This window comes from Populibacterium corticicola, from assembly GCF_042683685.1.
GTDB lineage: Bacteria > Actinomycetota > Actinomycetes > Actinomycetales > Cellulomonadaceae > Timonella > Timonella corticicola.
In genome coordinates, this window is record NZ_JBHUOP010000002.1 from 648,277 (window position 1) to 669,679 (window position 21,403).

General features: G+C 59.9%; 20 protein-coding genes and 1 riboswitch. Of the genes, 9 read left to right on the plus strand and 11 right to left on the minus strand.

The features are described from left to right. Positions 1 to 150 precede the first annotated feature (150 nt). Positions 151 to 534, minus strand: coding sequence for a DUF488 domain-containing protein (locus ACFSYH_RS06525; protein ID WP_377465962.1), 384 nt, complete (start codon positions 532 to 534; stop codon positions 151 to 153). Positions 535 to 627: 93 nt separating this feature from the next. On the opposite strand from ACFSYH_RS06525, the gene ACFSYH_RS06530 reads away from it, so the two are divergent. After that, the gene (locus ACFSYH_RS06530; RefSeq protein ID WP_377465964.1) at positions 628 to 1,230 is read left to right on the plus strand and encodes a histidine phosphatase family protein; all 603 of its coding nucleotides are present in this window, start codon (positions 628 to 630) and stop codon (positions 1,228 to 1,230) included. A 189-nt stretch (positions 1,231 to 1,419) separates the two neighbouring features. Here ACFSYH_RS06530 and ACFSYH_RS06535 read toward each other — a convergent pair whose 3' ends face one another. The 6 genes from ACFSYH_RS06535 to ACFSYH_RS06560 form a co-directional block, all read right to left on the minus strand. Beyond that, a complete protein-coding gene (locus ACFSYH_RS06535; RefSeq protein WP_377465966.1) occupies positions 1,420 to 2,388 on the minus strand; it encodes an ROK family protein in 969 nt (322 codons plus the stop codon). Positions 2,389 to 2,410: 22 nt separating this feature from the next. Then, complete coding sequence (gene nagB / locus ACFSYH_RS06540; protein WP_377466105.1) at positions 2,411 to 3,160, minus strand: glucosamine-6-phosphate deaminase; 750 nt, start codon at positions 3,158 to 3,160, stop codon at positions 2,411 to 2,413. A 104-nt stretch (positions 3,161 to 3,264) separates the two neighbouring features. Beyond that, positions 3,265 to 4,083, minus strand: a complete 819-nt coding sequence (locus tag ACFSYH_RS06545; RefSeq protein ID WP_377465968.1) for a carbohydrate ABC transporter permease — start codon at positions 4,081 to 4,083, stop codon at positions 3,265 to 3,267. Then, positions 4,080 to 5,054, minus strand: coding sequence for a carbohydrate ABC transporter permease (locus tag ACFSYH_RS06550; protein WP_377465970.1), 975 nt, complete (start codon positions 5,052 to 5,054; stop codon positions 4,080 to 4,082). Before ACFSYH_RS06550 ends, ACFSYH_RS06545 begins: the two co-directional genes overlap by 4 nt. Before the next feature lie 84 nt (positions 5,055 to 5,138). Then, positions 5,139 to 6,386, minus strand: a complete 1,248-nt coding sequence (locus ACFSYH_RS06555) for an extracellular solute-binding protein (protein WP_377465972.1) — start codon at positions 6,384 to 6,386, stop codon at positions 5,139 to 5,141. A gap of 35 nt (positions 6,387 to 6,421) precedes the next feature. Beyond that, positions 6,422 to 7,579: an ROK family protein gene (locus ACFSYH_RS06560; RefSeq protein ID WP_377465975.1), complete on the minus strand. Its 1,158-nt coding sequence runs from the start codon at positions 7,577 to 7,579 to the stop codon at positions 6,422 to 6,424. Positions 7,580 to 7,736: 157 nt separating this feature from the next. Between ACFSYH_RS06560 and ACFSYH_RS06565 the strand changes: the two genes are divergently transcribed. Further along, positions 7,737 to 9,086 carry a family 20 glycosylhydrolase gene (locus tag ACFSYH_RS06565; RefSeq protein WP_377465976.1) on the plus strand — a complete coding sequence of 450 codons (1,350 nt, stop codon included), beginning with the start codon at positions 7,737 to 7,739 and terminating at the stop codon, positions 9,084 to 9,086. A gap of 277 nt (positions 9,087 to 9,363) precedes the next feature. Here the strand turns inward: ACFSYH_RS06565 and nagA are convergent, their stop codons facing one another. Next, positions 9,364 to 10,518, minus strand: a complete 1,155-nt coding sequence (gene nagA / locus ACFSYH_RS06570) for an N-acetylglucosamine-6-phosphate deacetylase (RefSeq protein ID WP_377465978.1) — start codon at positions 10,516 to 10,518, stop codon at positions 9,364 to 9,366. Positions 10,519 to 10,690: 172 nt separating this feature from the next. On the opposite strand from nagA, the gene ACFSYH_RS06575 reads away from it, so the two are divergent. Then, entirely contained in the window at positions 10,691 to 11,917 is a 1,227-nt protein-coding gene (locus ACFSYH_RS06575; protein WP_377465980.1) for an amidohydrolase, read from the plus strand. Positions 11,918 to 12,088: 171 nt separating this feature from the next. Here ACFSYH_RS06575 and ACFSYH_RS06580 read toward each other — a convergent pair whose 3' ends face one another. After that, positions 12,089 to 12,856, minus strand: a complete 768-nt coding sequence (locus ACFSYH_RS06580) for a tetratricopeptide repeat protein (RefSeq protein ID WP_377465982.1) — start codon at positions 12,854 to 12,856, stop codon at positions 12,089 to 12,091. A gap of 408 nt (positions 12,857 to 13,264) precedes the next feature. On the opposite strand from ACFSYH_RS06580, the gene ACFSYH_RS06585 reads away from it, so the two are divergent. The 6 genes from ACFSYH_RS06585 (at position 13,265) to ribH (ending at position 18,714) form a co-directional block, all read left to right on the plus strand. Beyond that, on the plus strand, positions 13,265 to 14,275 hold the full coding sequence (locus tag ACFSYH_RS06585; protein ID WP_377465983.1) for a diaminopimelate dehydrogenase: 1,011 nt from the start codon (positions 13,265 to 13,267) through the stop codon (positions 14,273 to 14,275). Positions 14,276 to 14,503: 228 nt separating this feature from the next. Further along, positions 14,504 to 14,632, plus strand: a riboswitch (FMN riboswitch). 96 nt (positions 14,633 to 14,728) lie between these two features. Next, positions 14,729 to 14,911: a hypothetical protein gene (locus tag ACFSYH_RS06590; RefSeq protein WP_377465986.1), complete on the plus strand. Its 183-nt coding sequence runs from the start codon at positions 14,729 to 14,731 to the stop codon at positions 14,909 to 14,911. Beyond that, on the plus strand, positions 14,892 to 16,040 hold the full coding sequence (gene ribD, locus ACFSYH_RS06595) for a bifunctional diaminohydroxyphosphoribosylaminopyrimidine deaminase/5-amino-6-(5-phosphoribosylamino)uracil reductase RibD (protein ID WP_377465989.1): 1,149 nt from the start codon (positions 14,892 to 14,894) through the stop codon (positions 16,038 to 16,040). The genes ACFSYH_RS06590 and ribD overlap by 20 nt, the downstream gene beginning before the upstream one ends. A 7-nt stretch (positions 16,041 to 16,047) precedes the next feature. After that, positions 16,048 to 16,737 carry a riboflavin synthase gene (locus ACFSYH_RS06600; RefSeq protein ID WP_377465991.1) on the plus strand — a complete coding sequence of 230 codons (690 nt, stop codon included), beginning with the start codon at positions 16,048 to 16,050 and terminating at the stop codon, positions 16,735 to 16,737. After that, positions 16,734 to 18,056 (plus strand): 3,4-dihydroxy-2-butanone-4-phosphate synthase, encoded by a 1,323-nt coding sequence (gene ribB / locus ACFSYH_RS06605; RefSeq protein ID WP_377465993.1) that lies wholly within the window; start codon positions 16,734 to 16,736, stop codon positions 18,054 to 18,056. Before ACFSYH_RS06600 ends, ribB begins: the two co-directional genes overlap by 4 nt. Positions 18,057 to 18,207: 151 nt before the next feature. Continuing rightward, positions 18,208 to 18,714 (plus strand): 6,7-dimethyl-8-ribityllumazine synthase, encoded by a 507-nt coding sequence (gene ribH, locus ACFSYH_RS06610; RefSeq protein ID WP_377465995.1) that lies wholly within the window; start codon positions 18,208 to 18,210, stop codon positions 18,712 to 18,714. Positions 18,715 to 18,763: 49 nt separating this feature from the next. On the opposite strand, the gene ACFSYH_RS06615 is transcribed toward ribH, so the two are convergent. Together ACFSYH_RS06615 and ACFSYH_RS06620 are read right to left on the minus strand one after the other, a co-directional pair. Continuing rightward, entirely contained in the window at positions 18,764 to 19,849 is a 1,086-nt protein-coding gene (locus ACFSYH_RS06615; protein ID WP_377465997.1) for a DsbA family protein, read from the minus strand. Between the two features lie 542 nt (positions 19,850 to 20,391). Further along, entirely contained in the window at positions 20,392 to 21,333 is a 942-nt protein-coding gene (locus tag ACFSYH_RS06620; RefSeq protein ID WP_377465999.1) for a hypothetical protein, read from the minus strand. Between the last annotated feature and the right edge of the window lie 70 nt (positions 21,334 to 21,403).

Sequence of the window (21,403 nt, forward strand, 5' to 3'; positions counted from 1 at the left end):
CGGCGTGATTTACGTGAGATGGCGACCAGAAGGCTCTTCATCTCAACTGGGATCAGCCTATATCGAGCCTCCGACACTCGTAACCAGTGCGTCTCATTTTCCGATGGGGTACACCATCTCGATGACCTGTGGCGGCACTTCGACAGACCACTAGGAGATTTTTCCGTTGCCCGCCCGTTCAAAGGCTTCGGCCAGATATTCGCGCAGCACGATACCGTGATTGCATTCGGGATCTCTCGCCGCGATGAGCAGAGTCACCGTGCCGTGTTCGCGAAGCAGTTGCAGGGCAGTCGCAACAGCCTCCGCATTGTGGTCGAGTTCCGCTCGGTATCTCGCCGTGAACTCGGCAAACTTCTCTGGACGGTGCCCGAACTCCGTACGCGCTTGCGTAGACGGAGCGATGTCTTTGAGCCATAGGTCGATATCCGCCCGTTCCCTGCTGACGCCGCGAGGCCACAGCCGGTCTATGAGCACCCGGAATCCGTCTTTGTCAGTGGGAGTGTCGTAGATACGTTTCACCTGAAGTTTCGCCATCATTCCTCCCTGATTCATCGCCGCTGATAAGGTCTCTCGAGCCGCCTTGATAGGCTTCCCTCAAAGTTATACGAGCCACATTAAGAAGACACTGTGAAGCACTTACACCTCATCCGTCACGGTCAGATTTCCTCAAACGTCACGGGTGCGCTCGACACCGCGATACCCGGCCCATCACTCACGCCGACTGGTCGCGACCAGGCGCTGGCCCTCGTCGAAAATTTTTCACACGTGAAACTAGATTCGGTGTGGGCGTCGACTGCACTGCGCACCCAACAAACCGCAGCACCACTTGCGCAGTCCAAAGGTCTGGAGATCAACGTGCTGGACGGCTTCCGAGAGATTTCAGCGGGAGACCTGGAGATGAGCACGAAGCCTGCTGACCGGGCCGCATATCAGAGCACCATCACACGATGGATCCTTGGTGATCTCGACGTGCGCCTGGCGAACGGGACCAATGGACACGAGGTGTTGGAACGGTTCATGGCGGCACTCGACGAGGTCTCCGCAACGGGTGCCGAGAACGTTGCGGTCGTGGCGCACGGAGCGCTCATCTCATTGTGGTCCGGTGTGCAATGCAAGAATCTCACCGAGGAACTGTTCGCGCGGCATCCCGTGGTCAACACGGGCATTGTCTCGATGGAACCGACGGGCTCCGGCTGGCTTGCGACGAGTTGGATGGGCGTCGCGCTGTAGCGCGACCTGATTGCCGACGACACGGGCAGTTCCAGCGACAGCCGTCTTCCAGCACCCACACAGGGCACGCTCACGCTGGGCATGAAAAAGCGGAAGGTCCGCACTCATGGGGTGCAGACCTTCCGCGGGACACGTCACGTTGAGCATTCGCACCCCGAACTAGCGCAAATACCTTCCGTGACGTGAGCTTTAGAGCAGCCGGTCAAGTGTCAACAGTGCAACACCCAGGGTTCCGGCTCGAGGTCCCAGCTCAGCCAGCACGACCTCTGGCACTTGGAGGACCTTGGCCATCTCCTTCAAGTGCATCGACACCGCATCGGTCAGTACCTCGCCTGCGGCCGAAAGCCCGCCGCCAAGGACAATACGGCTTGGTCCAGTGACCGTCGCGGCGCTCAGCAGGCCATGCGCGAGGTACCGGGTGGCCAGGTCCCAGGCCTCGCGGGCTGTCGGATCATGAGGCAGGGCGTCGACGAGATCCTTTGAGGTCTTGCCCTCCGGACCTTCTGGGTCCACGCCCAGATGCTCGCTATAGATGCGACCGAAGGCGCGGGCAGAACAGTACATCTCGAAACAACCACGCTGTCCACAGGCACACTCAAGGCCATCAAGGACGATAGGCATGTGGCCGATCTCCCCCGCTGGCTGACGTGCGCCGTGCAACATACCACCGCGGATGAGTTTGTCGTTCGAGACAATCGTCGCCGCGATCCCGGTGCCCAGGAACACCGCAAGCGTGTCCGGTGCACCGCATCCGGCGCCCAGACGTTGCTCCCCGATCCCCGCTGCGGTCACATCGTGGCACAGATACACGGGGAGCCCGAGGGCATCGGTCAGTTCCCGGGCAACTGGGCGGTTGACCCACCCGAGGTTGGCGGCGAGCCGGACCACTCCAGTCTCATCGTCATGAATGCCCGGAACCCCAACTCCGATTGCCTCTACCTGCTCACGCCCCTGCTCATCGAGTTGATCCAGCAGGTCGTGCACCAAAGCAACAATCGTGGCGAGGACTGCGTCGCCATCTCCTGCCGGAGTCGGCAAACTGGCCCGCGCAATCGGTGTGCCCAATGCCCCCTCAGCCCATGGAAGCACTTCACCGCGGCTGTTGGTACCACCGATATCGAGTGCCACCACAAGCGGGTTAGTCTCCATTTTGACCATGTCTTGCACCACTCCGGTTGTGTCAGTTGCTCGCAGCGGGGATTAGTTTGCTGCTAGCCGCCGGATCCAGCACAACCGTTACGTCGGAGTGCCCCTGCAGCAGCGAGGCGGGCCACTGTTGTGACACCTCCCCGTGCACCATCGCCTCAACCGCGTCGGCTTTGCCTTCGCCGCTTGCGATTAAGACAATCTTGCGGGCCTTCATGATTGTGGCCAGGCCCTGAGTCATTGCGTGGGTGGGAACCTGGTCAAGCGAATCGAAGAACCGTGCATTGTCGATACGGGTCTGTTCCGTCAGTTCTTCCATTCGGGTGACCGAGTCGAACGATGATCCCGGTTCGTTGAATGCGATGTGGCCGTTCGAGCCGATACCAAGAATCTGTACGTCGACGCCGCCCGCCTCTGCAATCGCAGTCTCATAGCGTGCACCCGATGTCTCAACACCGTCGGCGGAGCCGTCAGGAGAGCTCACGCGGGAGTCATCGATGTCGACATGGCGTGTGAACTCGTTGCGGATAACCTCATAGTAAGACTCTGGGTGCCCCTTCGGGAGACCCACGTATTCATCGAGGGTGAAAGCACTGCAATGCGCGAAGGACAAGCCTTCCTCACGGTGGCGACGAATCAGCTCCTGGTAGATGGGCAGGGGCGAGGACCCCGTTGCGAGGCCAAGAACAGGGTTCGTCTTACTGCGTACAACCTGCTCGATGATGTCTGCGGCGAGACGTGCCTGTTCGTCTCGCGTTTCCTTGGTGAAGATCTCCACCTTCATTCCTTTCACAAAGATCACCTACGTGACCTGGTGTTTAGTTCGCGGTGCGGCGCTCTCCATTCGAGGGTGAGAAGCGCCGCACCGCGGCTAAGTAACAGGGCGCTCTATCCCTTCACGGCACCTGAGACGAGACCAGAGGTCATACGTCCCTGGACGAACATGAAGAAGACGATGACCGGCAGTGCCACGAGTACGGCACCGGCCATCACTGCGGGCCAGTCGACAGCCTGGTTTGTCTGAACGGCAAGTCCACGAAGCCACAGCGGCAGAGTCGTGTTGGACGGGCTCATCACAACTGTTGCGAGCGTGAACTCGTTCCACGCCTGGAGAAAGGCGTAAACACCGGATGCCACGAGACCTGGGGCAAGCAGCGGGAAGGTGATCCTGAAAAACGCTCCCGTCGGTGTGCAGCCGTCGATCTGAGCAGCCTGCTCAAGGTCGCGTGGAACGCCGTCCACAAAGCCACGAAGCATCCACACCGTAAACGGTAGGACCGCTGCGACGTACACGATTGACAGACCTGCAACCGAGTTCAGCACGCCCCATCCCTGCAGCATCTTGTACTGCGAGATGAAGAGAGCCTCCGCTGGAATCATCTGCACGACCAGAATCGTGAGGATGAAGCCCTTGCGTCCCAGGAACTTGAAACGCGAGACCGCCAGCGCAGCCAGGAACGCGAACAGAAGCGCTACGAACACAACGACGAGTGTGACGGAAAGGCTAAGCCGCAACGACGACCAGAAGCTTTCGTCCACCACGCGTTCGTAAGCGGAGAAGTCTCCTCCGAGGGGGAGGAACGACGGGTTGGAGGTACGGGCCTTGGACATTGGAAGCAACGAGGTGTTGAACATCCAATAGACTGGGAAGAACCAGAATACTGCCAGGACAATTGCTAGCGCGCTGAGCGCTCTACGGCGAATCATTCTGACTCCTTAAACAGCGAGCGGACGTATCCCGAGGTAACCAGAAGGGTCAACACGAGGACGAAGAGTGCAACCGCAGATGCGATACCGAACTCGGCCTGCGAGATACCCATCCGGTAGATGAAGGTTCCGAGCAGATCCGTCTTCGATGGCAGTCCTCCAACACCTTGGAGATAGTAAATCTGCGTGAACACACGTAGATCCCAGATCACCTGGAGCACGGATACGACTGCCACGACTGATGCAATCGTTGGCATGATGATCTGAGTGAAACGCTGCCAACCGTTCGCACCATCAAGTTGTGCGGCTTCAAGCATTTCGTCCGAAACCTGCGTGAGAGCCGAATAGATCGAGAACGTGACGAAGGGAACGCTCATCCAGACGATGATGACGGTTGCCACGAAGTAGAACGAGAGTGGCTCAACCAGCCAAGAGTGACCGGCGAAGTCGAAGCCAAGTTTCTGCAACGCCCAGTTGACGAGGCCATATTCAGAGTCGAACATCCAGTTCCACACGGTCATCGCCGCGATGACTGGCATCGACCAGGCGAAGAGCAACGCGGTGCTCAGGATGATGCGTGCCGTGTTCGTTACTTTGGTCATGAGTACCGCGAGGGCGATACCGATAACCATCGTTGCACCGGCATTGACAAAGCAGAAGAGGAGCGAGCGAATGATGATCGCCCAGATAGCGCTGTCGGTGAAGATCGCCTTGTAGTTATCAAGTCCAACCCACTCAGGTGGTGCGGTACCGAGCTGTTGCGCCAGCCCGAAACCCTGAAAGGACATGATGATTTGGCGCCCAAGGGGGTAAGCAAGCGCTGCTACCAGTGTGAGGACGACTGGAAGAATCAGTAGGTAGGGTCCGATGGAACGCTTTGGCTTGTTCAGCCGAACCTCCATCGGGTCGCGGTCACTAGTTGTGGGTTCATCACCCGTAACTGCGACCGCAGCAAGATTTTGATCTGCCATGATTGGCATGCCTCCAGACAAAACCAAAGTGCCGGGTCACGCGCCGTATCACGGGCGCGCTCCCCGGCACTCTAGTGTGTGAGATTAGTTCAGTGCGTCGTTGAGGACCGCGTCGTACTTAGCCGCGATTTCCTTCACGTCGCCGCCCTGTGCGATCTCGAAGAAGAACTCTTCCATCTTCTTGGTCTCTTCGAACGAAGCCCACTTAGGCGAAGCCGGGGTGACCTTGCCGTTGGTTGCAGATGCCACGGAGGCTTCCTTGACTGGGTCGCCTGCGGCGAGTTCAGCGTGCTGCGGGTAGATGGTTCCCAGACCTGCGACTGCAAGAATGTTCTGGTATTCCTCACCGAGCATGATCTTCAGAACAGCCTGTGCAGCTTCCTGGTTTGGGGACTTCGCGGAGATACCGATGTTGGATCCACCGAGGAAGACCGGCGCTGGGTTGCCGTCGTTGCCTGGGAGCGCAAATGCCGAGAAGTTGTCGATCTCGATCAGGCCCGCTGCCCAACCTGGAGCGATGAACATCGAGGCGTTACCTTCGTTGAAAGGCACCCAGGTGTCAGCGTCGGTTGCGTCCTTGGCTGCCTTGGTTCCGTTGGTGTAGAGCTCCTGGAGTTGCTCGAGGCCCTTGATGGACTCTGGGCTTGAGAGGGTACCAACCCACTGGTCGCCCTCAAGCTTCGCGATGTCGCCACCGTTTGCATAGATCCACGAGATACCGTTACGCCAGTCCTGTCCACCGAGGTAGAAGCCGGAGTGTCCGTCTTTGTTCAGTTCTGCCGCGAGCGTGTTGAGTTCGTCAAGGTTGGCTGGGATCTCCTTCACGTCATCGGTGTTGTAGAACACGACACGGGAACCCGAGTAGTAAGGTGCCGCGACGAGCTTGTTGTCGTAGGTTCCACCGTCAACGAATCCAGGCAGACCGAGGTCGGTGCCACCGAGTTCATCCCACAGGCCTGTGATGTCCGAGAATGCACCTGCTGCTGCAAATGCTGGGACTTGGGTGTTACCGAGTTCGACGATGTCTGGAGTGGTCGATGCGTCACCGATCGAGGTCTGAACGCGTGGAAGCAGGTCGCCCCAGCCGATGCGTTCAACATTGACGTCGATGCCGTGATTCGCCTTCGCCTGCTCCTTGAGCAGTTCGACTGCGGTCTCAGGGGTGTCGGTCTCACCGGCAAGCCATACGGTGACGGAACCACCGATCTGTGCGTCATCGGTAGCCGTGGTTTCGGTCGACGATGGGTTTTCTTCCGGTGCTTCTGCGTCGGAGCATCCGGTCAGTGCAAGCGCAGCCGCAGCACCGAGTGCTACAAGACGAGCGAGCTTCATGATTTTCCTTTCCCGGGCTGATTGGGTCGAGGGTTTTAGATCAGCCCTAGTTCTCCGCCAAGGACGTGAGCGGCGGCGCCTGATAGCACACCGTCACCGCCCAAGGCTGATAGCCGTACGGTGATCATCCGGTCAGAGAAGTGACTGGTGGCACCGTTAACGGTGGTCTTCGTGGCCTCTAGGAATGGGTCTTCTAGCAGTTCCATAGGGCCGTACAGCACGCAGTCAAACAGGCCAAGTGCCTGCACCACTGGCGCAATCACTTGTCCAAGCATCGTGCCTGCTTGTGTGAGTTCTTCAGATCGCTGTGGTTCGGCAACATCTTTGAGGCGGGCTCGTAGACGGGGTGCCGCGATGAGCGCTTCGAGGCATCCGTTCCGACCACAGGAACATTCGATCTCGGCGTCTGTGACTTTTGTGTGTCCGATTTCCCCGGCAGTTCCGTCGGGGCCTCGGAGCAGATGTCCGTCACAGAGGATTCCGGCTCCGACACCGTGGCCAATCTGAACGAGCATCAGACCGGCAACGCTGCCTTCACCGAAGGTGCTTTCCGCAAGTACTGCGGTGTCTGCGTCATTGGCGACGTAGGCGGGGAGCGAAAGCTGCGCGGTAAGTTCAGATGAGAGATCCAGGTTCGACCACCCCAGGTTAGGGGCGTAAGCAATAACTCCCTGAGCAGTCACGACACCCGGAGTCCCCACCCCGATGCCGAGTACCGGCGCATGTGCTTTCTTGATGAGGCGGCGCGCTAGTTGGAGTACCTTCTTGAGCGCGTCGTCTCCCTTTTCACCATCGAGCGTGATTGAATCTCGCTTGATGATGTCGCCGCCCAGAGTAAGTACCGCTCCTCGGAACTCTTGTTCGTCGGACAGTTCGAGGGCCACGATGTTGTGGGCCTCGTATTTCACGGTGACGAGTGTGGCTGGCTTTCCCACTCGCGTCTCTGAGCGTTGCCCAACTTCTTCCACGAGGTTGAGTTCGAGCAATTCCGAGATAACATCGGAGGCGGTGACACGAGTCAGGCCAGTTGCGCGAGCTAGGTCCGCGCGACTTTGCGGCTCGCCCTTGTAAAGGGCTTGCAGGATAAGTGCACGGTTGCGTTGCCGCACGTCAGCCAGAGAAACCTTGGAGGATTCTTGAGCTGATAGCCCACGCGTTGAACGTAGTCCTGCGTTTCCGACGGTCGATGTCATATAGTAAGTACACCTTACTTACTAAGTCTCGTCAAGCGGGATTTTCAACTAATTGGGCAAGTTTCTATAACGATTTCACAACGGAGTTTTTACATTGGCGTTACACGTTGTTCCCCGTCCCCAGAACCTGACTCTATCAGGAACCCCCGCAGCCCCCTTGACCTCGCATACCTTTGCACAGTTGGCGCTACAGTTAGACCCCTGGGCCGCGGGCGCAAGCGCGAAGGCGAAGGCCGTTTCCCTCCCCATACCCGGCACGGAAGAACGCGATTACACCGTCTCCGTCACGCAAGACAGCTCACTTGCCCCCGAGAGCTTCTCCCTTTCCGTGACCGCAGGGGCAATCGACCTGAAGGCTGCTGACGCACGTGGGGCTCTGTACGCGGTGAACGCACTCATCCAGGCGCACAACACCCCTGATCTTGAATACTTCGAGGCCACTTCGTCGCCACGCTACCCGGTTCGCGGCTTCAGCTTTGACATCGCCCGACACTTCTACACTCCCGCGCAGATCATGCAGGTCATCGACATCATCGCGGGCTACAACATCAATCGGCTTCATCTTCACCTCACGGATGACCAGGGCTGGCGCATCGAGATTGACGGGCGCCAGGAGTTGACCAAGATTGCCGCGGAGAACGACACGAGCGGAGGCAAGGGCGGGTACCTGACCTTCTCCGACTACGAGGACATCCAGGATTACGCCGCCCTGTACGGCATTGAGGTGGTGCCCGAGGTGGATCTCCCCGGACACACGAACGCCCTGCTCGTTGCCTACCCGGAGATCTCCCCGGACAGGAAACCTCGCCAGCACTATTGCGGCACGGACGTTGGGTTCTCGTGGATCGATTTGACCTCGGACAAGACGTGGGAGGTCCTGGACGACATCATCGGTTCGCTTGCTCGCCGCACGCGCAGTGAGTACCTGCATATCGGTGGCGACGAGGTGCATCAGGTTGGCCGCGAGGAGTACGAGAAGTTCATGTCTCGCTTGGCCGAGCTTGTGACCAAGCACGGCAAGAAGGTCGTGGCGTGGCATGAGACCGCTGGCGCAACTGTTCCCGAGGGCACGCAACTACAGTTCTGGACCGCCAAGTTCAACACAGACAACGTGGCCAAGTTGGTCAACGACCCGAACGTCATGGTGATCGCAAGTCCTGCGCCGCACACCTACTTTGATCTGCGCCCTGAGGATGACTTCCACATTGGCGTGGATTGGGCGGGTCTGCTGCCGCTGCGGAACACGTTTGAGTGGGAGCCGCAGGAGGCCGTCCCAGTTCCCAATTCGAAGATCATCGGCGTTGAGGCCGCAATTTGGACCGAGGTGATCCCAACTTTCGAGGGTTTGACCGCCCTCATCCTGCCGCGTATCGCGGGCGTCGCGTCAGTGGCGTGGGGTTCGCCTCGGATTTACGACGAGTTCACGGCTTCCCTGCCCTCGCACGGTCGCGTGTGGGCTGAGCAGGGTTACGAGTTCTACCGCTCCCCCGATGTGAACTGGGACTGATCTCCAAAGATCAGCAACCTCTAACCACCGAACAACTGTTGGGGCTACGCGTAATTTATGTGTAGCCCCAACAGTTTTTTAGGTAGGTAACACCCTTTTTAGTAGGCAGCGCCAGTGCGAGGGTGCGGAGTGTGCTGGTTGAACCCGCTGATCGCGATTGTTGCCTCACGCTCGTTGGGGCTTTTTTCGTCCAGTTGCACAGTAAAAATATGTGCGCCCGGACAAATTTGGCCCCATCGAATGCAGCTGCACGATGGAAGGGTTGTTGAGGGTGGGGTCAGCGTTCGACGGCCAACTCTCCACGGCGGTACACCTGCGATACGTTGAGCCCCTCGTCGAGGATGACGATGTCAGCAAGCGCTCCGGCTTCAAGATGCCCGATGTCAGTACGTCCGAGCGCGGCTGCGGGAGTGGTCGTTGCCGCTGCAAGCGCATCGCCCAGGTCCACGCCAGCCTCGGTCACCGCATACTGCACGGCACGCTCCATGGTGAGGGTGGACCCCGCAATCGCTCCGTTCGACTTGAGGCGGGCAACCCCGTTTTCCACCCTGACCTCGAGTGACCCCAAAACGTAGTCGCCATCGGCCATGTCGGTCGCATCCATCGAGTCGGTCACGAAGATGACTCGACCCTTACCCGCAGCGGTCACGGCATGCTTGATGATTGCAGGGTGCAGGTGCACTCCGTCGCAGATCAGTTCCACGGTCACGCGGTCGTCTTCGAGGAGCTTGATGATGGGGCCAGGAATCCTGTGGTGGATCGGGTTCATGGCGTTGAACAGGTGCGTCACGTTTGTTACGCCCTCATCGATCGCCGCCGCGGCATCATCGTACGAGGCATCCGTGTGCCCAATAGCAGCGATAGCACCGCGGGCCACGAAGTTACGCACAGCCTCCATGCCGCCCTCAACCTCGGGCGCGATGGTCACCATCTTCACTGCACCAGGGTGAGCGTCAAAGATGGTGGCGATGTCCTGCTCGGTTGGCGGGATCAGCAGGGTCGGCTCGTGAGCGCCCTTGTGAGCAACCGACAGCCACGGCCCCTCAAGGTGAATACCGGCAAGTTCCCCGCTGTCCACAAGCGGACCGAGCGTGCGCACTGTACTTGCCAGATCGTCGACAATCCCGGTGACCAAACTTGCCACCATCGTGGTGGTGCCGTGCTGCAGGTGAGTGCGCAACGCAGTACGTGCGGCGGTCAGGGCCGCTTCGCCCGAACCTGCGAACGAGCCGCCGCCACCGCCGTGGCAGTGGATGTCGATGTAGCCGGGCACAACCGTGCCGGGCACGTCGTGCACTGGCGCCTCGGAGAACTCAGCGGAAACTGGACCGGACCCGAGCGCGACCACGCGCGATTCGCTCACGGCGAGCCAAGCATCGTCAAGAACCCGCTGGCCAGTGTGAATCCTGGGCGCGCGCAGCACAAAAGTCATTGCAAAATCCTTCACATGTGAAACTTTCAGCGCCAGCCTTCCTCTACCCTATCCGACAACTAGTGCTTGTTTGTTACGAACTGCATCCATTCCAGTTCCGGCAGGCGTCTGCTTCGCGAAACCCCTACACTCCACGTCATTGCTTTGTCCGTAACGGGCGTAGGTTAGATACATGAGCATTCACACAACAGCAATCACGGGCGGCCGCGTACTGCCCGTCACCGGCGAGCCAATCGACAACGGAACCGTCCTGATCGTGGACGGAAAGATCACGGAGGTCGGCCCCGCGAGCGAAGTCAACATCCCCGACGGTGCGCACATCATCGACGCGACCGGCAAGTGGGTCACGCCAGGAATCGTGGAATCGCACGGACACATCGGTATCGACGAGGAAGCCAACGGCCCCGCTGGAAACGACACCAACGAGATGACCCAGCCCACCACACCGGGCGTGCGGGCACTCGACGCAATCAACATCGAGGACGAGGGCTTTCGCGACGCCCTCGCCGGGGGAGTCACCGCCTCCGTCATCAAGCCCGGCTCCGGCAACGTCGTGGGCGGTCGCACCTGCGCCATCAAAACCTGGGGTGGCCGCACCATCGACGAGCAGGTCATCAAAGCCGAGGTCTCCGTCAAGGCAGCGCTCGGCGAGAACCCCAAGCGCGTGTACGGCTCCAAAGACAAGATGCCATCGACTCGCCTCGGCGTCGCCTACGTCATGCGCGCGGCATTCGTGAAAGCCCAGAACTATGCTGCCAAACGCGTTGCCGCTGAAGAGAAGGGCGAACCATTCGAGCGCGACCTCGAACTCGAAACCCTCGCAGCGGTCCTCGACGGCACGCTCGTGTGGGACCAACACACTCACCGCCACGACGACATCGCCACCGCGATCCGCCTGTCCGAGGAGTTCGGCTACAAACTCGTGATCAACCACGGCACCGAGGGCGGCAAACTCCGCGACGTCATCGCCGAGAAGAACATCCCCGTCATCTTCGGCCCCATGATCACCTCACGCTCCAAGGTTGAGTTGCGGGACCGCTCAATCCGCCAGTTCGTGGAAATGGCCGAGGCCGGGGTGCAACTCGCCATCACGACCGACCACCCCGTTGTGCCCATCGACCGGCTCGTACTTCAGGGATCGCTTGCCGTTCGCGACGGCGCCTCACCCCAGACCGTGCTCGAAGCCCTGACCATCAACCCCGCCCGGTTCATGGGACTGGACGACCGGATCGGTTCGCTCGAATCCGGTAAGGACGCCGACGTGGTCATATGGAGTGGCGACCCGCTCGACGCTCAACAGCGCCCGGAGGTCGTGCTGATCGACGGCAAGACCGTGTACGAGTGGGACGCTGCCACACACCAGGCGCGCATCGCCGAACGTTCGGAGCGCTTCGCGTAAATCCCGGAACCTGTTGTGGGGCGGGTGGCTACTGCCACCCGCCCCACAGTCCGTTGCGGTGTGTCCGTTGCGCCGAGACGAAACCCTTGGCTGGGAGACGAGGACTCGTCGGCAATTGGCGACGATATAGTCGCGCTGTGCCTTTGGGGCGTGCGGTTCCAGCCGGATACGTTAGGCGTGGCGGCTCTTGCGGATCTTCTTCAGCTTCCGGCGCGCACTGCGGTCGCCGCGCTTCGCCGCTTTCTTCCACTGTTTGATCGCACGATCCTCCTCGCCAAAGTGCCACAACACCTTAGCCAGACGGCCATGCACGGAATGGTCACCGAGGATGACTGCCTCCTCAAGTGCAGCCCGCGCCTCTTGGTAACGGTCCTGCTTGGCGTAGAGCTTGCCAAGTTGGCCGAGCACTTCTAAATGGCCACGGTCGCGGTGGAGTTCAAGGAGCCGGATCGCCTCGTGGGTGTCAACAACCTTGTAGAAGATCGCGCACTCTGCGGTTTCCCGGTCCCGCTCGGCGAAGGAGTGCAGAATGGATTCCGCATCGTCGTATCGTTCCAACTCCCATAGCGTGTGCGCCAGCGTCGCCGGAACCGATGGCAGATCTAGCACCTCGTTCAGGTACTCCTCTGCGAGGAGCAGCCGTTCTTCCTCATGCATGCCCCACGCCCACATGTAGTACAACTTGCCCAGATATGCGGTGGCGAGCCGGTCCCCTGCCTCATGCGCGATCTTGTAGTAGCGTGCCGCCTTCTTGTTCTTACCGTGTTCGTCATAGAACAGGCCCAACTCACGGGCACCTTCGGCCGGGTTATGAGTGGCCGCGTGGCGAAGCAGCAGTTCCTGGACGTCCTGCTTCCGTTGCCTGCCAATCAGTTGCGCGAGAACAATCGCGTGAGAACTGTTCAATGATTCATCGAACAGCGGAAAGTTCAGTTTCACGGCGGGCACCTCACGAGCAGTAATCGACCTGTGTCACCAGCGTGCGGGAAAAGCTTCCCCGGTGCAAGTGATTATGCGACCAGCGCACTGTTCTTGGCATAGGCATCGTTGCGGACATGGTTCGCGTCCGGCCAGCACTGTTGCGGTCACGGGAGTGTAGCGAAGGTAGGGCTACCGCGAAGCGTAACGGAAACAGTTCGCGGCGCAATGGGCACTGTTGCGGTTGTGTCGGCGGTGTCCCCATCTTTTACCGCAACATCGACGGCAGCACCGCAACACTGGATTTCGATACCCGGACACGAGGGTTACTTGACTTGCGGTACATTTGCTTCTGCGCGTTTCGGAAATGTTTCTTACGCGTTTCAGGTAGATTGACGCCCCTGATGGGGTACCACGCTAGGGGTGAAGATGGGCAACAAGATCAGGATCGGCATCGCAGGTTACGGAAATCTAGGTCGAGGTGTCGAGGCATCGGTTGCGCAGAACCCTGACATGGAACTCGTTGGCGTTTTCACGCGCCGCGACCCCGCAACCGTGAGCCCAGCGCAGCCCGAAACCCAGGTTTTCGCATGGGACACCCTCGCCGCGCGAACCGGTGACGTTGACGTCATGATCCTGTGCGGGGGCTCCGCCTCCGACCTTCCTCAGCAAAGCCCTGAGCTGGCTGGGCTGTTCAACATCGTTGACTCGTTCGACACTCACGCAAATGTTCCAGCACACTTCGCCGCGGTTGATGCTCCTGCACTTGAAACGAAGCACACTGCGGTCATCTCAACTGGTTGGGACCCCGGAATGTTCTCCCTCAACCGCCTGTTCGGAGAGGCGATCCTGCCACAGGGGAAGACCTACACGTTTTGGGGCCGCGGCGTTTCCCAAGGCCACTCCGACGCAATCCGCCGTGTGCCCGGCGTAGCAGCAGGAGTGCAGTACACCCTCCCTGCTCAGCCTGCGATTGAGGCGGTCCGCAACGGTGAGCAGCCAGAACTTTCCACGCGTGAAAAGCACACCCGCGAATGCTATGTGGTGCTTGAGGAAGGCGCGGATGCGGCGGCGGTGCGTGAAACTATCGTCTCGATGCCCAACTATTTCGCGGACTATGACACGACCGTTCACTTCATCAGCGCCGAGGAACTCGCGGAGCAGCACAACTCAATGCCGCACGGCGGGTTCGTGATGCGGTCGGGCGATACCGGTCATGGCGCTGTGGCTCAGGACGGCACCGCACACCGCCAGGTCATCGAGTATGGCCTCACCCTGGCGGACAACCCCAGTTTCACCGCCTCGGTTCTCGTCGCCTACGCTCGTGCGGCCTACCGTCTGGCTCAAGCAGGTAACTTCGGCGCGAAGACCGTGTTCGACATTGCGCCTGGTCTGCTCGATATTCGTTTCGCTGGAGAACTACGCAGGGAACTGCTCTAACCAGCGAATGTAACCACGTGGAACCGAATGTAACCATCGGGTGGTGGGACATTCGATACCCTATGGTTACATTCGTTGCCATCGTGAGACGGGCTTTTGTTCGCGCACAAGTCGGGTCTACGATGGCAGGGTAATCAAACCTGTTGCGGACACTTCAAGTGCAGCATAGGCAGGGCTACCGCAAAGCGTAGACCTGCCACAGCCTAACGGACACAGTTCGCAACAAAAATACAGTTTCGGGGTCGGTGAAAGTCCGAACCGGCGGTGATAGTCCGCGACCCTTTCCCTTCAGTGGGCAAGGTTGACTCGGTGTAATTCCGGGACCGACGGTTAAAGTCCGGATGGGAGAAACTGTTGCGGACACTTCAAGTGCAGCATAGGCAGGGCTACCACAAAGCGTAGACCCGCTGATGCAGAACAGACGCGGTTCGCAACCGGTGTGCGCCTACGCGTATGTTCCTGGTGGTCGTGTACTCGCTGTTCTGCGAGTGGCAGCCGACGGGGCTCACACAGCGTGCGGCGGTACGCCGTCTAGCCGTTGCGGCGCACGAGCGCATGCCACGCAGATTCTCCTACCTGTCTATCTCCTCGGAACGTGAGTTCGGGGAGGTTTTTCATGTTCGCGCCGGTTCGTGAGGCACCACTGCCTGCGTCTGGGTCGCCTCATGATGTGTGCGAGTTCCAGCCTCGCGGTGTCACTCACGCTGAGTTGTCCGCGATGCGTGCCGCGTTTGAGTTGGCGGAGAACGGGCCAGTTCAGGACGCCAATCCTCGTGTGGGTTGCGTAATCCTCGCTCCTGGCGGCACAGTGCTCGCCCAAGGTTGGCATGAGGGTGCGGGCACAGCACATGCGGAGGCTGCGGCGCTCGCTCAGGCGCACAGCGCCGGGATCAGTGTTGTTGACGCGACTGCGGTTGTCACACTTGAGCCCTGTGCGCACACAGGCCGCACTCCGTCCTGCGCCCAATCGCTCATTGATGCCGGGATCGCTCGCGTTCTGTACTCGGTCCCCGATCCCACCCCCACCGCGTCGGGCGGTGCGCGGATGCTCCGTGATTCAGGAGTCGAAACGCTCGGCGGGGTCCTGAGCGATGCCGGTGCTGCGCTCATCGCGCCGTGGCGGGCACGCACCCACGTAAGCAGTCAGGCGAGACGCAACCGGATCGTCGTCAAGTGGGCAAGCACCCTTGATGGAAAGGTGGCCGCGCAGGACGGCACGAGCCAGTGGATCACCGGCGAGTCTGCTCGCCAGCATGCGCATGAGTTGCGTGCGCAGGTGGATGCGATCGCGGTGGGGACCGGAACGGCGCTCGCAGACAACCCGCAACTCACCGCCCGCGATGAACTGGCGACCCGCACACCCCTGCGGGTGGTGGTGGGACGCCGGCAATTGGCGACGACAGCGCGGCTTTATGCCTCGGGCGCCAGTGTGCTGCATGTGCGTTCGGATGATCCGCACGATGTGGTGCGGGCTCTCGACCTGAACTCTGCGCAGACCACCCTGATAGACGGCGGACCCACCCTGGTCAGCGCGTTCATCCGCGCGGGACTGGCTGATGAACTGCATGTTTACCTTGCACCCAAACTACTCGGGACCGGGCTTCCCGCGGTCCAAGACCTAGGCATCACAACCCTGGCACAGGCCCACGAGTACTCGCTCGTACACTGCGAGCGCCGCGGCAACGACGTGTTCCTGCGCTTTATGCGAGACGAACCCCAAGACGCACCCTCAGACCCCATCCTCAACCAGAACCACAACCGATAGGAAACTCATGTTTACCGGCATCATCACTGAAATCGGGACGATCGTGGCCACAGATTCCGATGCCACGGTCTCGCGCAACGTGCACATGACCATCTCTGCGCCTCAGTCCGTGCAGGGCACCGCGCTGGGTGGCTCGATAGCGGTCAATGGCGCGTGTTTGACGGTGACGAGTTTCGGGTCCGATGGATCGTTCACGGTCGACGTCATGCCTGAATCGCTCCGCCACACCACTCTCGGGGAGCTTGAGCCAGGTAGCCGCGTGAACCTTGAACCGGCGATCACACATTCGGCCCGCCTTGATGGGCACATCGTGCAGGGCCACGTGGATGGGGTGGGAACGCTTGAGTCGCGGAACGATGGAGAGGCCTGGACTGATCTGAGATTCCGCCTTCCTGAACAGCTTGCGAGGTATGTGGCATCCAAGGGATCGGTTGCGGTGGCCGGAGTGTCGTTGACTGTCACGGAGGTTGGGCCGGATTGGTTTGGGGTCTCTCTTATCCCGACCACGTTGGAGCACACGATCCTTGGCGACCTGCGCGAGGGGTCACGCGTCAACATTGAGGTGGATGTCATCGCGAAGTATGTGGAACGGTTGCTCGCTGCCGGTGCGACCCCTACCGCCGCGCTTCCAACAGCCCCGGAAGTACCTGCCGTCCAGACGCCCACCGCCGATTCACTACCGGGAGATGACCGATGACTACTCTCAAAACTCAAGTCCTTGACGCCTTGCGTGAGGGGCGCCCAGTGCTTGTCGCCGATGACACCCACCGCGAAAACGAGGTGGACGTGGTACTTGCGGCCCAGTCCGTTTCGGACGAATGGATTGCGTGGACAGTCAACCACACGTCTGGCTACCTGTGTGTGCCGATGACCGGGCTGCACGCTGACAAGCTTGATCTTCCACTCATGATGAGCACCAATCAGGATTCGTTGCGCACGGCTTACTGCGTATCTGTTGATGCCGCCCACGGCGTGACCACGGGTATCTCCGCGCGTGACCGTGCCCTCACCGCTCGGGTGTTGGCCTCCCCCAACGCCGTTCCAGGAGATCTCATCAGGCCAGGGCATATGCTCCCGCTGCGGGCGGTGGAGGGCGGCATACTGGAGCGTCCTGGTCATACCGAGGCGTCGGTTGATCTGTGCCGTCTGGCTGGATTGGAACCGGTCGGCGTCATCGCGGAGTTGGTGAATCCAGACGGTTCGATGATGCGGCTGGCTCAGGCCCGCGAGTTCGCTGTCCGTGAGGATGTTCCCCTGGCAACGATCGCCCAGATCATTCAGTGGGTCCAAGAGGATGACGGCCGGGCCACGCAGAGCGTGGAGGTGCATTCCGGCTCGACCACATCCGCTCAGCAGACAGGTATCGCAGCGCAGACCGAAACGCATGACGCTGGACGTATCCGCCATCGCCCACACCTTGCCTCTCGTGTGCGCCTCACCGCAAGTGCCCAACTGCCGACGGTGCGTGGCGAGTTCGACATGCACGTGTTCAAGGACCAGGTGACCGGACATGAGCACGTAGCTTTGGTGAGTGCGGTTCCTGGAACCCTGGTGCGGGTCCATTCGGAGTGCCTGACCGGCGATATCTTCGGTTCCAAGCGCTGCGATTGCGGTCCGCAGTTGGATCATGCGCTTGATCGAATAGCACAGGCCGGCGGCGTCCTGATCTACCTGCGCGGGCACGAGGGCCGTGGGATTGGCTTGACGGCCAAGATTCGCGCCTATGCACTGCAGGAGCAGGGGCGCGACACCGTCGATGCGAACACCGAACTTGGCTTCGACCCCGATGCCCGCGAATACGGTGCGGCCACCGCGATCTTGGATCAGTTGACGGGCGATTATCCCGAACTGAATGCTCCGATCACGCTGTTGACCAACAATCCTGAAAAGGCCGCAGAACTCGAATGGGAGGGGATTCCGGTAGCCCGAACCGAGCGCATCCTGGTTGGGCGGACGGCGGAGAACGCAGCCTACCTCGACACCAAGTTTGCACGTATGGGGCACCTCCCCCACTAGTTTCTCCTGGCACGGAACCGCGTTCGGTGTGCCACAGCGGGAACCGGCTCCGTGCGATTCCCACCTATCCTGTCCCCAACTTGTGCGGTGGTTCCGCCGACCTACCGCACGGCCACCTCACATATCTTCTCTGGTTACGAAAGGTTCCATCATGAGCACTGGAAACGGCCCCCGTACTATCCCGTCCGCACAGGGGCGTAAGATTCTCATCGTTGCCGCGAGTTGGCACACCATTGTCATGGATGCCCTGATCGCAGGGGCTATTCGCACGATTGAGCAGGCTGGTGCCACCTATGCGCTTGTGCGCGTGCCTGGCACCTTCGAACTGCCGGTTGCGGTTTCGCATGCGGTCTACAGGAACGAGTCCATTGCCGACGAGTCGGCCTCGTTCGATGGCATTGTCACCCTGGGTGTGGTGATTCGCGGTGGGACGCCGCACTTCGAGTACGTCTGCCAGGCTGCGACACTTGGTCTGACCGAGATCGCGTCGCGCTCTCGAGTCCCTGTCGGGTTCGGAGTCCTTACCTGTGACAACGACCAGCAGGCTCGCGAACGCGCCAGCCTTGATCCGACCGGGGAGAACAAGGGCGTTGAGGCTGCCCAGGCAGTTCTGGCGACTCTTGAATCGCTCGACCAGATCGACGCATTCTTTGCCTGATCGTTTAGCCTCTGGATCGTTGCATGTGCCGCATCCCTCGCTCTGGAACTTATTGCTCCTCGGAGAGGGCTAGATCGATGACTGCCTTGAAGTCCTCGTACGGTGCGGCCCCCATGAGCGGGCGACCATTGATGAGGAAGGTTGGGGTGGACTGCACGCCAATGTGCTGCCCTTCCTGATAGTCGTTCGCGATTGCCTGTTGCAACTCCTGGTTCTCAAAGGCAGCCTCAAACGCAGCAAGGTCCTCTATACCGATACTCTGTGCCACCCCAAGGACGGCTTCTCGGGTGACCTCCTCGCGTGGAATACCTGCCCGATAGAACGCATCCTGGTACTCCCAGAACTTGCCCTCTACACCCGCTGCTCGTCCGCCAAGGGCCGCATTCTGCGATGGTTCGCCAAAGATTGGTAGGTCACGCCATTCCAGGCGAACCAACCCTTGGTCCACGTAGTCCGACATGATCTGAGGAAGGGTTTCGAGAGCGAACTTACCGCAGTACGGGCAGGTGAGATCGGAGTACTCGATCATGACCACCGGGGCGTCAACCGCACCGATTGCGTGCGTGTCAGCGGCATCACGGCGCGCGAGAGTTGCAAGGGCCTCAATCATTTCGCGTTCTTGGTCCGCATTCATCGCAGCTTCATCGTCAGCGGAAGGTGATGCATCATCCGTTCCCTGTTGCTCGCGTTCAGACTCGATAGGGTCCGGAAAGACGCCAGTGGATTCACCGACCGGGACTTGCGGTTCTGGCGGGTTTGGCGAGGTCACGAGGGCCAAGAGGATGCCAAGAGCAAGCAAGAGAGCGACTATGATGGCTCCCGCCACCCAGCCAGAGGAGTTCCTCGGTTTGTCAGGGTTATAGCCCAGATGACTCGGGTCTATCATCCCCGGCGCATAGTTTTGTACGCTGACACCATGATTGGTTGAGTTCTGGCCAACAAACTGATCGGCTACACCGTAGTCTTGCGATGCCTGGTTTTGGCCTACATATCCGGTCGAGGAACTAGAGGAAGCGTTCTGGCCCGGCATAGCATTTTGTCCTTGGTAGGACTGTCTATTCACGTTGGGCTGTGGTGGTTGCCCAGATTGGCGCGGATCGTTGCCATATGGGTTAGGAGGGATGGAGTTACTCATGATGGCGGACCCTTTCGCGGTAGTTACTGGTTTCACCCTACCCGAGCGGTCCTGTCCAACAGCAGTACTCATCTCAGGTTAAACCCCCACCCTGCCAACCAGACGCAGAGAAAAGACGTAACCAGCTCGTCGCCAATCTAGCCGCAGGCCCAACAACCACAGACCAACATGGTGATTTTCCAGAGTCAGTTACACATAAAAACCACCCTGATCCCGGAAAATCACCATACGAGTAGGGTGTAGCGACTTCAGAACCTGCTCCAGCAAACGGCACCCACCCAAAAACCGACGAAACCACCCGTACATCCCTGCGTTTGCCACCCGCATCTCCACGTTCAACGCAGGTAGCCCACGGGCAAAGAAAACAAGCGTATAGGTTTTTTCTCGTCTGTAAGTGTCCCGGTCACTCACACACCAGACAAAATCCATACCCCTAACAAACAGACCACCGGTTCCCTACCAGGGCCGAGGAAAACAAACCCGTACATAACGGGTGGTTACGTCGGTTTTTGGGTGGGTAGGCACTCGGAGAGAGGCCAAGTTCAGGAAGCTGATTGCAGATCGTCTTGCTGAGCGCGGGCACGACCTCGTACATAGACCGCGTATGCCCACGCGAGCACTGCCAGCACAAGCCCCGGAGTATCCACCATGCTGACCCTGAATTCCGAGCCCAGGAGACTCCATACCGCGTAGTTTGTCACCCCAAACACTGCGACGAAATAGATGCTCTGCGCCACGGCAACGAGCGTGGCTCGGGTCGCCAGAACAGTCCCGGCCACACCGTCAAGGAAACCTTTGACCAGCCAATAGATAAAGAGCAGCGCCACCGTGTTCAGCGTCAGGACACCCAACTGAAGCGCGATAGAGGGTGACTCGCTCACAAACCCAGTAACCCTTGATGACGGGATGAAGGCGATCAAGGGAAATACCCACACCAGCACGATGCAGACCAGTGCGCCGCGTAAAAACGCTGCTGCTCTCCCGACATCTTCACGCTGCCGCGCCTTGACGCCCACGATACCTGCCGCGGCAAGCGCCAACAGTGCGAACGCGACCTCAGCGGCAGGCAACATCGTGAACGCGTAGGGCAACAGTTCCGGGCTGTACTCCCGCAGGCTGGGTATACCAGCGATGAGAGAAACGAGACGCCCAAGAGCAGCGATTCCCCACAGCGCCGCCGACACCTGAAGCGCACGCGGAGCCTTATTCGACGCATCTGGTTGGAGAAGCAACCATCCGAGCACCGCTAATGCACCGAAATGGCCGAGCACGATTGCCGCTTCTGACAGCGTATGGAACCCGTCAAAAGCCCACCCGAGGATGAACGGGTCCAGGCTGAACGCAATGAGGGAACCCGCCCACCGGAGCACACCCAACGCAACGACAAGGAACGCAACCACAGCAAAGATCCGCACGATGACGCTCACGGCCTGTGGTTTGGGAGCCTGATCTAGGCGTGGGCTCTGTGTCGCATACGCGTCCATGGTGATTCCCCAAGGCTCGAACTACGGCTGTCCGCCATTCCTCTCATCCTAGGCTCTGGCAGTACCAGAT

What these genes read in the sequence shown, in the direction of transcription:
- ACFSYH_RS06525 (WP_377465962.1), bottom strand. Translation starts at nt 534, where the DNA reads ATGGCGAAACTTCAGGTGAAACGTATCTACGACACTCCCACTGACAAA.
- ACFSYH_RS06535 (WP_377465966.1), bottom strand. Translation starts at nt 2,388, where the DNA reads ATGGTCAAAATGGAGACTAACCCGCTTGTGGTGGCACTCGATATCGGT.
- nagB (WP_377466105.1), bottom strand. Translation starts at nt 3,160, where the DNA reads ATGAAGGTGGAGATCTTCACCAAGGAAACGCGAGACGAACAGGCACGT.
- ACFSYH_RS06545 (WP_377465968.1), bottom strand. Translation starts at nt 4,083, where the DNA reads ATGATTCGCCGTAGAGCGCTCAGCGCGCTAGCAATTGTCCTGGCAGTA.
- ACFSYH_RS06550 (WP_377465970.1), bottom strand. Translation starts at nt 5,054, where the DNA reads ATGGCAGATCAAAATCTTGCTGCGGTCGCAGTTACGGGTGATGAACCC.
- ACFSYH_RS06555 (WP_377465972.1), bottom strand. Translation starts at nt 6,386, where the DNA reads ATGAAGCTCGCTCGTCTTGTAGCACTCGGTGCTGCGGCTGCGCTTGCA.
- ACFSYH_RS06560 (WP_377465975.1), bottom strand. Translation starts at nt 7,579, where the DNA reads ATGACATCGACCGTCGGAAACGCAGGACTACGTTCAACGCGTGGGCTA.
- nagA (WP_377465978.1), bottom strand. Translation starts at nt 10,518, where the DNA reads ATGACTTTTGTGCTGCGCGCGCCCAGGATTCACACTGGCCAGCGGGTT.
- ACFSYH_RS06575 (WP_377465980.1), top strand. Translation starts at nt 10,691, where the DNA reads ATGAGCATTCACACAACAGCAATCACGGGCGGCCGCGTACTGCCCGTC.
- ACFSYH_RS06585 (WP_377465983.1), top strand. Translation starts at nt 13,265, where the DNA reads ATGGGCAACAAGATCAGGATCGGCATCGCAGGTTACGGAAATCTAGGT.
- ACFSYH_RS06590 (WP_377465986.1), top strand. Translation starts at nt 14,729, where the DNA reads ATGTTCCTGGTGGTCGTGTACTCGCTGTTCTGCGAGTGGCAGCCGACG.
- ribD (WP_377465989.1), top strand. Translation starts at nt 14,892, where the DNA reads ATGTTCGCGCCGGTTCGTGAGGCACCACTGCCTGCGTCTGGGTCGCCT.
- ACFSYH_RS06600 (WP_377465991.1), top strand. Translation starts at nt 16,048, where the DNA reads ATGTTTACCGGCATCATCACTGAAATCGGGACGATCGTGGCCACAGAT.
- ribB (WP_377465993.1), top strand. Translation starts at nt 16,734, where the DNA reads ATGACTACTCTCAAAACTCAAGTCCTTGACGCCTTGCGTGAGGGGCGC.
- ribH (WP_377465995.1), top strand. Translation starts at nt 18,208, where the DNA reads ATGAGCACTGGAAACGGCCCCCGTACTATCCCGTCCGCACAGGGGCGT.
- ACFSYH_RS06615 (WP_377465997.1), bottom strand. Translation starts at nt 19,849, where the DNA reads ATGAGTAACTCCATCCCTCCTAACCCATATGGCAACGATCCGCGCCAA.
- ACFSYH_RS06620 (WP_377465999.1), bottom strand. Translation starts at nt 21,333, where the DNA reads ATGGACGCGTATGCGACACAGAGCCCACGCCTAGATCAGGCTCCCAAA.